The following is a 13386-nucleotide window of genomic DNA, read 5'->3' as shown; positions in this document are numbered from 1 at the left end:
TATAAGTCTGAACTCATAACAGGTAACCGATAACCCACAACCCAACTATGTTCAAACTAAACTTAAAAATCGCCTGGCGAAACCTTTGGAAAAACAAAGTTTATGCTGCTATTAATATCGGTGGCTTGGCCCTTGGTTTAACTGCTTTTGTGTTGATGCTTTTATATATCAATTATGAAGAAAGTTACGATAAGTGGACTCCGGATTTAGATAATGTCTATCAAATCAGAGAACGACATGATTTCTTTACTCCCGATAATAAAGAGCATTGGCAAGATACGCAAGACAGTCGTATTGCCAATTTATTACGAAATAAAATACCAAACACCATAGCTGCAACAAGAGTGCAGCCCGATTGGGATTTTATTAAAGGGTTTTCTGTTAAAATAGCAAATGCCAATCCAATTGTAGTAAGTAAAATGAAAGATGCTGACAGCAGTTTTTTTCAGGTGTTTCATTATGATTTTATTCAAGGCGATGAGCAAACTGCACTTAAAAATGTAAGGTCGGTAGTTTTGAAAGAAAGCCTTGCGAAAAAACTTTTTGGTACAGAGAAAGTGCTTGGCAAGGTAATTAAAGTTGTAATGTGGCGAGATGATGTTGGACAAGATTTGACCATTACCGGTGTAGTAGCAGAACCCAAAACCCCGCAAACTGTAAAATTTAATGCCCTAATGAGGACTGGTGAAGAAGATGCTTTACCTAACAACGCAACTAATTTTCATTATTGCCAGGTGTATGCAAAATTTAATACAACGGATACTGCACAGCTGAACAGTAATTTGCAAAAGGTGTATCTCGAGCATAAAAAACTATCATTCTCTCAAAGAAAAATTAATTTTAAAGAATATTATAAAGATGGAAAACGACCTGGATTAAAAGCTGTATCAATTGCCAATGTGCATGCAAATCCTCCTTTTCAAACCAGTTGGGTAGAGAAACTTAAGCCAATTGTAGGCATCTCGGTTTTTTTATTGGTCATTTCAATTATCAACTTTGTTAATTTGGCCACTGCGCAATCTGTTCAAAGGGCAAAGGAAGTTGGCGTGAAAAAAGTTTTAGGATCATATAAGGCACAACTAATTAGTCAATTTTTAATAGAATCTGCATTACAAAGTGTTTCAGCATTATTTCTGTCTATCGTTTTAGTCGAAGTAGTTTTGTCTTTATTTAATGCTCATTTTAATGTTCAACTCAGTTTCTGGCACAGTGAACAGTTGCTAACCACACTTAGCGAGTTGGTGGGATTATTCATTATCGTTACGCTTTTGGCCGGTTTTTATCCCGCGTGGATCTTATCCAATTATAATCCGGTTTCGGTTTTAAAAGGAAATTATGAAAATGGTTTAAGAGGAATAGCATTGCGAAACGTACTGGTTGTTTTTCAATTCGTAATTTCTGTTACATTTATCATAGCCATTGGTGTAATGCATCTTCAAACTAAATTCATAAGTAACAAAGATTTAGGATTTCAACGTGGGCAACTCATTAACATTAAGTCCAATTATGATGCTGTGCTAGCCGAAAGGTTAAGAACCATTCCTGGTGTACAATACGTGGGCACCAGCACACAAGTGATGGGTAACGTTTTTAATGTATCTGAATCGGGTTATTATAAAAATACAAAACTGAATTTTAATTCAGTTACCGTTTCAATGGATGCTTTACAAGCTTTAGGTGTACAGGTTCTAAAGGGTAGAATCTTTTCCAGAGCATATAAACAAGATACCATTAATAGTATTGTAATTAATGAGACTGCAGCTAAAAGTTTTGGTAAACAAGTTATTGGTGAAAATTATTACCTCAAACGGGATGATAAAAATCTGGTTTTTCAAATCGTTGGGGTAATTAAGGATTACCACAATGAGGGATTTGATAAAGTGGTATTGCCTACAATTTACAAAGTAACTAATCTAGGTGGCACATCTAACACTAATAATCTGCTCGTTAGGTTTAATACCGATAATATCGCTGCCACTATTGATAAAATTAATGTAGAGTGGAAAAAGTTATATCCAAACTATCCTTTAGAGTATGAAACAATGGATGATGCATTTTCCAATGTAATGGATAACGACAACCGATTTATAAATATGGTAATGCTTTTCAGCATAATTTCTGTTTCATTATCTTTATTAGGTTTATTTGCACTTTCTACATTTGTGGCAAAACGAAGAACAAAAGAAATTGCAGTGCGGAAAGTTTTGGGCGCATCAAACATACAGATTGTCAATTTGCTCAATAAATCATTTCTAATATTGGTACTTACAGCAAACATCATTAGTTGGCCAATTGCTTATATTTTGATAAAAAAATGGCTCGAAGGTTTCGCTTACAGAATTGATATGCCTATAGTTCCTTTTATTGTTGCGACAATAACATCAATAGTTATCGCCATTCTAACCGTTAGTATCCAAGCAAGAAAGGCTGCGGTAAACAATCCAGTAAATGCACTAAAATATGAATAATGGTTTGAAGTTTAAGGTAAAAGGCGTAAGGTTAATACGTCAAAACCCTAAACCTTTCACCCTAAACCTTATACCCTAATAAAATGATAGAACTTAAAAACATAGAAAAATATTACGCCAATAAAGGTGTAAAAAATTACGTTTTGCGCCATGTAACCACATCCATAAAACAAGGAGAATTTGTTTCGATAATGGGTCCGTCCGGTGCAGGAAAATCTACATTGCTCAATATTTTAGGCATGTTAGAAGAACCCACTTACGGTACCTATGAATTTTTAGGTGAAGATGTAACCAGCCTGAATGAGCGCAAACGAATTGAGCTGTATCGCAACCACATTGGTTTTGTGTTTCAGGCATATCATTTAATTGATGAAATGACGGTTTACGAAAACATTGAAGCACCATTATTATATAAAAAGATAGGCGGTTCAGAACGTAAAAGCCGAATAGCCGATTTGCTCGACAGATTTAATATCGTAGCGAAAAAAGATTTGTTTCCGAATCAATTATCAGGAGGGCAACAGCAATTGGTTGGTATTGCTAGAGCCTTAGCAGCGCAACCATCTATTATTCTTGCTGATGAACCAACCGGAAACTTACAATCTGCACAAGCCGAAGAAATTATGCAACTTTTTCAAAAATTAAATAAAGAAGAAGGCATAACTATTATTCAGGTAACACATTCAGAAAAAAACGCACAATTTGGTAGTCGAATTCTGCACATTGCAGATGGCGTTGTGAAAGATGATGTTTCAATAAGGTAGATGTTAAATGGATGATGGTATGAGGGATTGGGCATCCAAACCTTCAACCTTCCATCCCTCAACCTTAAACCTTACCTTTGCTTTATGCAAAAATCTTTTACCGACCAAATGGCCCGGGAAGTAACCATAAATTTTCCGCCAAAGCGGATTATATCTGTTGTGCCCTCTCAAACCGAACTACTTTTTGATTTGGGCTTGGATAAAGAAATCATCGGCTTAACCAAGTTTTGCATTCACCCGATAGAGAAATTTGCCAGTAGAACCAAAGTAGGTGGCACTAAAAAGCTTAATATCGATTTAATAGAAGATTTAAAGCCCGATTTAATTATTGGCAATAAAGAAGAAAATTCACAAAGTGATATTGAAGAACTTGCCCAATATTTCCCTGTTTGGATGAGTGATATTTATACTTTGAATGATGCTATGAAAACTATTACCCAAATAGGAGAGCTAGTTGATAGGCAACCCGAGGCAGGCTATCTTAATCATCTTATTTCGGCAGGATTTAACGATTTAAAAACGTTGGCGGCACAACATCATATTGATAAAAAAGTGGCCTACCTTATTTGGCGCAAACCTTACATGGCTGCGGGTAAAAATACATTTATTGATGATATCTTGTTATGTAACGGAATGACCAACATTGTTAATGTAGAACGGTACCCCGAAATTACTTTAGAAACACTACAAACTTTAAATTGCGATATGGTTTTACTTTCTTCAGAACCTTATCCTTTTAATGAAAAACACATTTCTGAAATTCAAACTGCAATGCCTAACTCAAAAATTATTCTGGTTGATGGTGAAATGTTTAGTTGGTACGGAAGTAGATTAGTTAAAGCTGTTCAATATTTCTTTGAGTTTCAAAAAATGTTGTATTAACTGTTGATATAATTTCTCTTAATTTGCAATCCAAATCATCTAAATATTATTTATTATGAAAAAAATATTAACACTATCTTTATTCGTGGCTGTAATTTCAAGTTGCACTTCAATGAAAACTGCCGATACAGCAACTCGTGTTACAGCAACTGGAAAAATCGAAAAAATTGGAATGACTACTTATCAATATGGTACTCATATTTTAAAAGCCGAAAATAAAACTTACGCATTAAAAGGCGGCTCTATTAACCTCGACCAATATTTAGATAAAACAGTTACCATAAAAGGAAGAAAGGTTATTGGTTACCCAATAAACGGCGGACCAGATTTTGTTGATGTTACATTAATTAAGTTTTAGTAAAAGTACAATCCACCAGAAAATACGAAAGGCAGATAAAAGATTAAATCATCTGACTTTTAATATTCTACATAAAATTATAAGTGCTTAGTAAGAGTTACTTAGCTTTTTGAGTGAAAAATAATTAAGAAAATATATTATTTACTTTTTGATAATTCATTCTAATTTCTATCTTTGCAATCCAAAATAAATCCTAATTGCGGATGTGGCGTAATTGGTAGCCGCACCAGACTTAGGATCTGGCGCTTCACGGCGTGGGGGTTCGAGTCCCTTCATCCGCACTATAAATGAAGCCGTTTCGATGTTAAATCGGAACGGTTTTATTTTTTTATTGATTTGATTAAAAATTATAAATCGATGTGAGTTTGAGCCGAAATCTGTCTCAATTATCATATCTAAATACTCATATCTAAAATGAATATTACACAGGAAAAAACCGGCAACTTAAATGCTGTTGTAAAAATCAAAATCGCACCAGCAGATTATACTGAAAAAGTAGATAGGGCCATTAAAGAACAAGCTAAAAAAGCTCAATTACCTGGTTTCCGTAAGGGAATGGTACCACCATCGCACATTAAAAGAATGTATGGTAAAAGTATTTTGGTAGAAGAAGTAAATAATTTATTAAACGATACGTTAACAAATTACATTGCCGAACAGAAATTAGAAATTTTAGGTCAGCCTTTGCCACAAATGGATGATTCTAGAAATTTTAAATGGGATAATACGGATGATTTTGAATTCGATTATGAATTAGGTTTAGCGCCAGCTTTTGACGTTAACATTTCTTCGAAAGATAAATTCACACAATACGTGATTAAAGCTGATAAAGAAACTTTAGAAAGCCGCATTAAAAATATTCGCCGTAGTTATGGTAAAATGACTAATCCTGAAGTTTCTGCTGCTGATGATGTTTTGTATGCAGATTTAACTCAACTATCACCGGATGGTTCTGTATTTGAAGGTGGAATTACAAGCACTGCAACCATTCGTTTAGACCAAGTTAAAGATCAGGAAATTTTAAAATCGTTAATCGGTTTAAAGAAAGATGATGAAATAACCATCGATATTCAAAAAGCTTTGGAAGATGCTGCATTAATTGCAAAAGCTTTGAATATTCCCGAAGAAGATGCTGCTGAATTAAAATCGAACTTTAAATTGGTTGTTAAAAACGTTAATCGTTTAGAAGAATCTGATTTAAACCAAGAGTTTTTTGATAAATTATTTGGTGTAGGGACAGTAACAGATGAAGCAGGTTTCAGAGCGAAAATTACTGAAGAGGTAGAAGGAATGTTTAAGCAAGATGCTGAACGCCAACTATCAAACGACATATACGAACAACTTTTACAAAAACATAATTTCGATTTGCCTGATGAATTTTTACGTCGTTGGTTAAAAGCTACGAACGAAAAATTAACGGATGAAGAATTGGCAGAAGGTTATGATGATTTTGCTAAAAACCTTAAGTGGACTTTAATCGAAAACAAAATCATTAAAGACAATCAAATCGAAATTAAATACGAAGATGTAGTGCAGGCTGCTAAAGCGAAATTAGATGCTCAGTTTAGAATGTACAGCCCAAGTCCGCTACCTGAAGATCAATTGGCTCAATACGCAGTTCAGTTTTTACAAGAGAAGGAAAATGCTAATCGTACTTTTGAAGAAGTGAAAGCTTTAAAAACTTTCGAACAAATTAAAACGATTGTTACTTTAGAAGAAAAGGAAATAGATTACGATAAGTTTATTGCTTTAGATAAGAAGTAAGAAAAATTAGCTGACCAAATGTCAGTCTTTTGAATATTATAAAATAAGAGCAACTCACTGAGTTGCTCTTATTTTATATAAAAAATCTATTAAATTTTAAACTATTATTTCTGTCAATTTGCTGATTTATTGAATGCTAACCTTCATTATCATCAGCGATATTCTCATAATGATTTATCTTTAGAAAGCAAGATTTTTATTTCTTCTACAGATTTGCTTAACATTAAGATTTATTTAAATAAATTGGCATGGAAATTAACCATCTATAGAAAATAATAGTTAAAATTATAGTCCGGTTTGACGATTCGCTAGTAAAAGCGTAACGCCAAACAATAAAAACGCAAGACAAATGAACATAGATTCACAAGAATTCAGAAAATTTGCCGTTAAACATCAAGGTATTGGCGGTTTACATGTAGATAAATTTATTGCACAGGCTAACTTATCGCCACAATCGATGACGCCATATATTATTGAAGAACGCCAATTGAATGTTGCTCAAATGGATGTTTTCTCAAGATTAATGATGGATCGTATTATCTTTTTAGGTGATGCGATTTATGATCAGAATGCGAATATTATTCAAGCACAGTTATTGTTTTTACAATCAACCGATGTAGATAGAGACATTCAGATTTATATTAACTCGCCAGGTGGCTCGGTTTATGCAGGTTTAGGTATTTATGATACCATGCAATACATTCAGCCTGATGTTGCTACGATTTGTACAGGTATGGCAGCATCAATGGGTGCGGTTTTATTAGTTGCCGGTGCAAAAGGTAAACGCTCTGCTTTACCACACTCAAGAGTTATGATTCACCAGCCATCAGGAGGTGCACAAGGTGTAGCATCTGATATGGAAATCAACTTAAGAGAAATGTTAAAATTGAAAAAAGAATTATACGATATCATTTCAGAGCACTCTGGTCAAGCATATGATTGGGTAGAGAAAGCTTCAGATCGTGATTACTGGATGAGCTCAGAAGAAGCAAAAGGTTTTGGTATGATTGATGAAGTGTTATCGAGAAACGCAAAAAAAGATGGCGAAACAAAATAAAGAATCCCGTTGCTCATTCTGTCATTCCGGCAAGCACGAAACTTTAATGTTAATTGAAGGTATGGATGCATTTATCTGCGATAAATGCGTAACCCAAGCCAATCAATTGCTTGCTCAGGAATTGGGTACAAAAAATAGTAAAGGCATTCAATCGTCACTTACCCTATTAAAACCCCTTGAAATTAAGCAGCATTTGGATCAATATGTTATTGGTCAGGATGATGCTAAAAAGGTTTTATCGGTTGCGGTTTACAATCACTATAAACGTTTAAATCAAAAAATTGATAAAGACGAAATTGAGATTGAAAAATCGAACATTATGTTGGTTGGTGAAACCGGTACAGGTAAAACGCTTTTAGCTAAAACCATTGCTAAAATATTACACGTACCATTTTGTATTTGCGATGCAACAGTTTTAACGGAAGCGGGATACGTAGGAGAAGATGTTGAAAGTATTTTAACACGCCTACTGCAAGCTGCTGATTATGATGTGGCTTCTGCAGAACGTGGTATTGTATATATAGATGAGGTTGATAAGGTTGCTCGTAAAAGTGACAATCCTTCTATAACACGTGATGTATCCGGAGAAGGTGTACAACAAGCTTTACTTAAAATTTTAGAAGGAACGGTAGTAAATGTACCGCCGCAGGGTGGTAGAAAACACCCAGACCAAAAAATGATTCCGGTAAACACCAATAATATCTTATTTATCTGCGGTGGAGCGTTTGATGGTATTGAACGTAAAATAGCAAATCGTTTACGTACCCAGGTAGTTGGCTATAGGGTTAAAAAGGATGAAGCTGTTTTAGATTTGAAAAATCTATACAAATATATTACACCGCAGGATTTAAAATCTTTCGGGTTAATTCCTGAATTGATTGGTCGTATTCCAGTGCTTTCACACTTAAATCCTTTAGATAAAGAAACGCTTAGAAATATTTTAACTGCACCAAAAAATGCGTTAACTAAACAATATGAAAAGCTTTTCGATTATGAAGATGTTAAACTGATTTTCGACGAAGATGTGTTAGATTTTATTGTTGATAAAGCAATGGAATATAAACTTGGTGCTCGTGGTTTACGATCTATTTGTGAAGCCATTATGTTGGATGCCATGTTTGATACGCCAACGCAGAATGATGTGAAAGAGTTGCACATAAATCTCGATTACGCGATAGAAAAATTTGAAAAGGCTGACTTTAAAAAGTTGCAAGCCGCATAAAAATTAAATCCTTCCCGAAATCGGGAGGGATTTTTTGTAAATAAGCCTTGCTGCAAAGTTTGGCTCTAAATCCAATTGTTATGAATGAAGAAAAAGACGTAAAAAAAGACGAAAAGATTGTAGAAAAATCGAAAAAAATAAAAGAAGTAGAAAGTCCTGTTAAATCGGGATTAAAATCGAAAGAGGAAATTGTTAAAAACTGGTTGCCTCGTTACACCGGAAGGTCATTAGACCAATTTGGTGATTATATTTTACTAACCAATTTCAGTAAATATCTAACCATGTTTTCTGAATGGAATGATAATGCACCAATTATGGGTCTTGATAAGCCAATGCAAAGTGTTACAGCAAATGGTATTACATTAATTAATTTTGGTATGGGTAGCCCACTTGCCGCTACTATGATGGATTTGTTAACTGCCATAATGCCAAAAGCAGTATTGTTTTTAGGTAAATGTGGAGGTCTAAAAAAGAAAAATCAATTAGGCGATTTAATTTTACCAATTGCTGCAATTCGTGGCGAAGGAACATCAAACGATTATCTTCCTGCAGAAGTACCAGCATTACCGTCTTTCGCATTGCAAAAGGCAATTTCTACAACCATCCGCGATCATGGTAGAGATTATTGGACAGGAACTTGTTACACCACAAACAGAAGGGTATGGGAGCATGATAAAGAATTTAAAAGGTACTTAAAAACCTTAAGGGCAATGGCCGTTGATATGGAAACTGCCACCATTTTTACTACAGCATTTGCCAATAAAATTCCGGCAGGGGCATTGCTTTTAGTTTCAGATCAGCCGATGATTCCTGAAGGCGTTAAAACAGCTGAAAGCGATAGTAGTGTGACAGAGAAATATGTTGAAACACATTTAAGAATAGGTATTGATTCTTTAAAACAATTGATAAACAACGGATTAACGGTTAAACACTTATTATTTTAACCTTTTACCGTCATTGCTAGTAACGAAGCAATCTTAAAGCGACAGAAAAATTTCGCCTACACAGATCAGCAAAAGCTGGTCTTTTTTTATGCGTTAATTTTATTCTTTAAAATCAGGCAAGTAGCCATGCAAAATCAAATCATCTCTATTCTGTATTTGATAATTACAACCGTTGTGAAGGAGTATAATTCTGTCCGAAATATCCAGAATAGATTGAAAATAATGATCTGTTATGATAAATCCTTTAAGCGATTTCATTTTTTCAATATGAATTTTTATTTCATCAACCAATAGAGGTGCTAATTGCGAAAATGGTTCATCTAATAAAACATATTCTGCATCACAATATATAGTAATCAAAACCTCTAATAACCTACATTCGCCTCCTGAAAAGTCTCTTAATTTCTTATTTAAATTATTGGAAACGAATGAGGTGTTCAGTAAGTCTTTTCGGTGGGTGTTGCAAAGCATTTCAATTGCCTGTAATACAGATAAATTCATAGGAATAAAATTATCTTGAGGCAGGTAGGAAATATTTTTGGATAAATAACCTTTTGAAATTAGTTTATCATCAAGTTTTAGATGTTTAAAATCAGGGTTTACAGTTCCGAAAATGATTTTTAATAATGTGGATTTTCCACTTCCATTTCTACCCAATAAACCTACAACCTCACCAATTTTACAATTGATGAATACACCATTTAATATTGCTTGTTGATTAAATTGCTTGGTAACACTGTCAATAAAAAGTCCCGGCATAACAAGCAAATGATTAATGTTATTATAAGAAAAGCAATATCGTAATAAATTATATTTAATAATAATTTACGAAAATCTAGTCCCATATTATTGTAGAAATAGCGATGTTTACTCAAAAAAAAATGCTCGATAACAATTGAAGAAGTCCATCCAATTGGTTTCATAAATATAGCCATTGCATAAGGGGCAGGCTTTTCAAATCCATCGATTACGAAAAATAAGCCAATCATTATACTTAGCAAAATATTCCATATTATGATTGGTTTATAAACCAGCGTAGATTTTTTGAGCAATTTAATAGACATGCTGAAAGATATATAACAATCTACAAGAAAATCCTTAATAAAAAAAAGACCGACAAATTTGTCGGTCTTTAAATATTATAATTTTAATTGAAATTATCCTAAATATGATTTTAAAATCTTGCTTCTTGAAGTATGACGTAAACGTTGTAACGCTTTATCTTTGATTTGTCTTACACGCTCGCGTGTCAAGTTAAATTTTTCTCCAATTTCTTCCAATGATAATGGATGATTTGAACCTAAACCGAAGAATAATACAATGATTTCTCTTTCTCTTTCAGTTAAAGTAGATAAAGAACGTTTAATTTCTTCAGAAAGCGATTCGTTAATCAATGAGCTATCAGTATTTGGCTCGTGATTTTCCAATACATCTAGTAATGTATTTTCTTCACCTTGCACAAAAGGAGCATCCATTGATACATGGCGACCAGAATTACTTAACGTGTCTGAGATTTTATCAACTGTTGTTTCTAAAATGTCTGCCAATTCTTCAGGAGAAGGCTCACGTTCGTATTCTTGCTCTAATTTAGAGAAAGCTTTACTGATTTTACTTAATGAACCAACTTGGTTTAATGGTAAACGAACGATACGACTTTGCTCTGCTATAGCTTGCAAAATAGATTGACGAATCCACCATACTGCATAAGAAATGAATTTGAAACCTTTTGTTTCATCAAAACGTTTTGCAGCTTTAATTAAACCTAAATTTCCTTCATTAATTAAATCGCCTAGGGTTAAGCCTTGGTTTTGGTATTGCTTAGCAACTGAAACAACGAAACGTAAATTGGTTTTGGTAAGTCGCTCTAATGCAGCTTGGTCACCCTCACGAATCTTTCTTGCTAAAATTACTTCCTCTTCTGCTGTTATTAAATCTACTTTACCAATTTCATGCAAGTATTTATCTAATGATTGACTTTCACGGTTGGTAATGGATTGCGTTATCTTGAGTTGTCTCATTTATACGTATTGTGTGCTCTTAAATTATTGAGTGTGCAAAGTTACGAAATTGTATAGCAATCCGAAAGGATAAAATGCTGAAAATGTAGGTGTTTGCACAAGTTTTTTACAGCTTTACTTATAGCAAAAACCATTCCAATAAAATATATGTCACTAAATGTATAGATAGGAACTATATAGCTGTTTATCAGATAATATTTATTGTAAATCAATAAATACATTTTGATTTGTAATAAAAAATAATTTATGTTTGTGTTGCAAATAATTAAATAAATATGACTTTTATAAAATATCTGCTTTTGAAGGCATAATTCAGAAAAACGAAATTATTGGACTTTAATAAATCTCTTAACCTAAATAATAGCAATATGAAAAATACTCTTTTACAACTTCAAAAAATTTCCGTAGGGATGTGGATAGTGGTATGGCTAATTTTTTTTATCTCATCAATATTCGAAATCATCAAAGATTTTAGTCAGCCATCAAATTCTATTTTATTTGTTGATGGAATAAAACAAACAATATCGATTTGCTTTTATTTTTATATTGGATTGCTTCTTTTCAAGTTGTTGTACAGTAATAGGCAAAATCTTATTAGCAAAATAATATCTGAAGATGGAATTAAAAGCATTCGAAGTATTTGGCTTGCAATATTCTCTTATTTACTTTTTAAATTCTTCTTCATAAATACAGTTAATTGGTTTGTTCTATCTCGTTTGGATAATACCTTAAAGGCTGAGGTTTTAGGTTATGGGGTAAGAACAGGAATAAGACCTTATACAGACCTTTTCATTGCCAATATAATTGTATGGACACTCTTATCCGTCTTGAATTATTCCCTGAATTTAAAAAAGGAAAACGATTTAACTATCTAAAATATGAAGACTCAATCTCAATCAATTAAACTTTACAAGTTACTATTAGATCTATCGTGGTATAGCTTTATCTTTCTTGCATCATTGTTGATAATAACAAATATTTTCACAATTGCGACTGAGGGTGTAGTCAAAACAGGCGATTTTTTAAAATTTGAAGTTCAAGCTAAATCTCCTCAAAATATTTTACCACATATTAGCGATTCATTCAATTTTTCTATTTCGAAACCAGCAATATTCCAATTAGAGATTAGTAGCTTTAAGATAAATCAGTTAGGTAAGCCATTTTGCCTGGTTTACATTTTATCCTTATTGATTGTTAGTTTGTTTACTATTTTTCAGTTAAAATTACTGCGAAGTTTTCTAAAGAATATCCTTGATAAAAGAATTTTTGTCTCTGAAAATGTGACTAAACTTAAAAATATTGCAATTATCGAGTCACTCACAATCCCGTTGTCAATTTTATACTATATACTAATGGCATGGATATTTAAAGATCATCAGGTGTTGAATTCAGAGCTCAAATATATTACAGACTTTAAAGAGTTTTACGAACCAATACCAAGAGTGCTAGAATATTTTATGTTTGCTGGTGTGTTTGCTTTTGGTTGTAAACTCAAACAAGAAAACGATTTAACCATTTAACTTTATCTTTAAATCATCTCATGCCCATAATAATAAATTTAGATGTAATGCTTGCCCGTCGCAAAATGTCGCTTACCGAATTAAGTGAGCGTGTAGGTATTACGATGTCTAATTTATCGATTCTGAAAACTGGAAAGGCGAAAGCCATACGCCTGGAAACTTTGGAGTTAATCTGTAATGTTTTAGAATGTCAGCCTGGAGATATTTTGGAATTTCGTTCTGAATAAATGGCTTAAAGTTTTAGATTAATGCAAAAAGCAGCTTTTTGCATATTTTAGGCGTTTGATTGGTTTGTCCTATAATTACTGCATTGACTTAAATAAACCCGATAAAATGGAAATACTTTTTGTTGCAGTATCTCGAAATGCCCAGCATAACACTAACAAAAA

13 protein-coding genes and 1 tRNA gene are annotated in these 13386 nt (G+C 33.2%); 12 read left to right on the top strand and 2 right to left on the bottom strand.

Annotated elements, in window-relative coordinates; translation table 11 throughout:
• The first annotated feature begins 47 nt into the window (after window positions 1-47).
• From ACFOWA_RS08335 to ACFOWA_RS08295, 9 genes are all read left to right on the top strand, one after another.
• Window positions 48-2468, top strand: coding sequence for an ABC transporter permease (locus ACFOWA_RS08335; protein WP_378983892.1), 2421 nt, complete (start codon window positions 48-50; stop codon window positions 2466-2468).
• Between the two features lie 83 nt (window positions 2469-2551).
• Window positions 2552-3232 carry an ABC transporter ATP-binding protein gene (locus tag ACFOWA_RS08330; protein ID WP_378983889.1) on the top strand — a complete coding sequence of 227 codons (681 nt, stop codon included), beginning with the start codon at window positions 2552-2554 and terminating at the stop codon, window positions 3230-3232.
• 84 nt (window positions 3233-3316) lie between these two features.
• Window positions 3317-4114: a helical backbone metal receptor gene (locus ACFOWA_RS08325; protein WP_378983886.1), complete on the top strand. Its 798-nt coding sequence runs from the start codon at window positions 3317-3319 to the stop codon at window positions 4112-4114.
• Window positions 4115-4169: 55 nt separating this feature from the next.
• Window positions 4170-4472 carry a hypothetical protein gene (locus ACFOWA_RS08320; protein WP_378983883.1) on the top strand — a complete coding sequence of 101 codons (303 nt, stop codon included), beginning with the start codon at window positions 4170-4172 and terminating at the stop codon, window positions 4470-4472.
• A 199-nt stretch (window positions 4473-4671) separates the two neighbouring features.
• Window positions 4672-4753: transfer RNA gene (locus tag ACFOWA_RS08315), tRNA-Leu, on the top strand.
• A 133-nt stretch (window positions 4754-4886) separates the two neighbouring features.
• Window positions 4887-6236 (top strand): trigger factor, encoded by a 1350-nt coding sequence (tig, locus tag ACFOWA_RS08310; RefSeq protein WP_378983880.1) that lies wholly within the window; start codon window positions 4887-4889, stop codon window positions 6234-6236.
• A 349-nt stretch (window positions 6237-6585) separates the two neighbouring features.
• Complete coding sequence (clpP, locus tag ACFOWA_RS08305) at window positions 6586-7293, top strand: ATP-dependent Clp endopeptidase proteolytic subunit ClpP (RefSeq protein WP_378983877.1); 708 nt, start codon at window positions 6586-6588, stop codon at window positions 7291-7293.
• Entirely contained in the window at window positions 7277-8515 is a 1239-nt protein-coding gene (gene clpX, locus ACFOWA_RS08300; protein WP_449302164.1) for an ATP-dependent Clp protease ATP-binding subunit ClpX, read from the top strand. Before clpP ends, clpX begins: the two co-directional genes overlap by 17 nt.
• A gap of 80 nt (window positions 8516-8595) precedes the next feature.
• Window positions 8596-9459 (top strand): AMP nucleosidase, encoded by an 864-nt coding sequence (locus ACFOWA_RS08295; RefSeq protein WP_378983872.1) that lies wholly within the window; start codon window positions 8596-8598, stop codon window positions 9457-9459.
• Window positions 9460-9558: 99 nt separating this feature from the next.
• Here ACFOWA_RS08295 and ACFOWA_RS08290 read toward each other — a convergent pair whose 3' ends face one another.
• A complete protein-coding gene (locus ACFOWA_RS08290) occupies window positions 9559-10218 on the bottom strand; it encodes an ATP-binding cassette domain-containing protein (protein WP_378983869.1) in 660 nt (219 codons plus the stop codon).
• A gap of 398 nt (window positions 10219-10616) precedes the next feature.
• Entirely contained in the window at window positions 10617-11477 is an 861-nt protein-coding gene (locus tag ACFOWA_RS08285) for a sigma-70 family RNA polymerase sigma factor (RefSeq protein ID WP_010601359.1), read from the bottom strand.
• 368 nt (window positions 11478-11845) lie between these two features.
• Here ACFOWA_RS08285 and ACFOWA_RS08280 point away from each other — a divergent pair, with 368 nt between their 5' ends.
• From ACFOWA_RS08280 to ACFOWA_RS08270, 3 genes are read left to right on the top strand one after another with little or no spacing between them, the layout of a single operon-like run.
• On the top strand, window positions 11846-12352 hold the full coding sequence (locus tag ACFOWA_RS08280) for a hypothetical protein (protein ID WP_378983867.1): 507 nt from the start codon (window positions 11846-11848) through the stop codon (window positions 12350-12352).
• A gap of 3 nt (window positions 12353-12355) precedes the next feature.
• The gene (locus ACFOWA_RS08275) at window positions 12356-12997 is read left to right on the top strand and encodes a hypothetical protein (protein ID WP_378983865.1); all 642 of its coding nucleotides are present in this window, start codon (window positions 12356-12358) and stop codon (window positions 12995-12997) included.
• 20 nt (window positions 12998-13017) lie between these two features.
• Complete coding sequence (locus ACFOWA_RS08270; protein WP_123204349.1) at window positions 13018-13224, top strand: helix-turn-helix domain-containing protein; 207 nt, start codon at window positions 13018-13020, stop codon at window positions 13222-13224.
• The last annotated feature ends 162 nt before the right edge of the window (window positions 13225-13386 follow it).

Source organism: Pedobacter lithocola (genome assembly GCF_042650845.1).
Lineage (GTDB): Bacteria > Bacteroidota > Bacteroidia > Sphingobacteriales > Sphingobacteriaceae > Pedobacter > Pedobacter lithocola.
Note: the sequence above shows the minus strand (reverse complement) of the source record. Positions and strands in the feature narration are given on the sequence as shown.

What these genes read in the sequence shown, in the direction of transcription:
- ACFOWA_RS08335 (WP_378983892.1), top strand. Translation starts at nt 48, where the DNA reads ATGTTCAAACTAAACTTAAAAATCGCCTGGCGAAACCTTTGGAAAAAC.
- ACFOWA_RS08330 (WP_378983889.1), top strand. Translation starts at nt 2,552, where the DNA reads ATGATAGAACTTAAAAACATAGAAAAATATTACGCCAATAAAGGTGTA.
- ACFOWA_RS08325 (WP_378983886.1), top strand. Translation starts at nt 3,317, where the DNA reads ATGCAAAAATCTTTTACCGACCAAATGGCCCGGGAAGTAACCATAAAT.
- ACFOWA_RS08320 (WP_378983883.1), top strand. Translation starts at nt 4,170, where the DNA reads ATGAAAAAAATATTAACACTATCTTTATTCGTGGCTGTAATTTCAAGT.
- tig (WP_378983880.1), top strand. Translation starts at nt 4,887, where the DNA reads ATGAATATTACACAGGAAAAAACCGGCAACTTAAATGCTGTTGTAAAA.
- clpP (WP_378983877.1), top strand. Translation starts at nt 6,586, where the DNA reads ATGAACATAGATTCACAAGAATTCAGAAAATTTGCCGTTAAACATCAA.
- clpX (WP_449302164.1), top strand. Translation starts at nt 7,277, where the DNA reads ATGGCGAAACAAAATAAAGAATCCCGTTGCTCATTCTGTCATTCCGGC.
- ACFOWA_RS08295 (WP_378983872.1), top strand. Translation starts at nt 8,596, where the DNA reads ATGAATGAAGAAAAAGACGTAAAAAAAGACGAAAAGATTGTAGAAAAA.
- ACFOWA_RS08290 (WP_378983869.1), bottom strand. Translation starts at nt 10,218, where the DNA reads ATGCCGGGACTTTTTATTGACAGTGTTACCAAGCAATTTAATCAACAA.
- ACFOWA_RS08285 (WP_010601359.1), bottom strand. Translation starts at nt 11,477, where the DNA reads ATGAGACAACTCAAGATAACGCAATCCATTACCAACCGTGAAAGTCAA.
- ACFOWA_RS08280 (WP_378983867.1), top strand. Translation starts at nt 11,846, where the DNA reads ATGAAAAATACTCTTTTACAACTTCAAAAAATTTCCGTAGGGATGTGG.
- ACFOWA_RS08275 (WP_378983865.1), top strand. Translation starts at nt 12,356, where the DNA reads ATGAAGACTCAATCTCAATCAATTAAACTTTACAAGTTACTATTAGAT.
- ACFOWA_RS08270 (WP_123204349.1), top strand. Translation starts at nt 13,018, where the DNA reads ATGCCCATAATAATAAATTTAGATGTAATGCTTGCCCGTCGCAAAATG.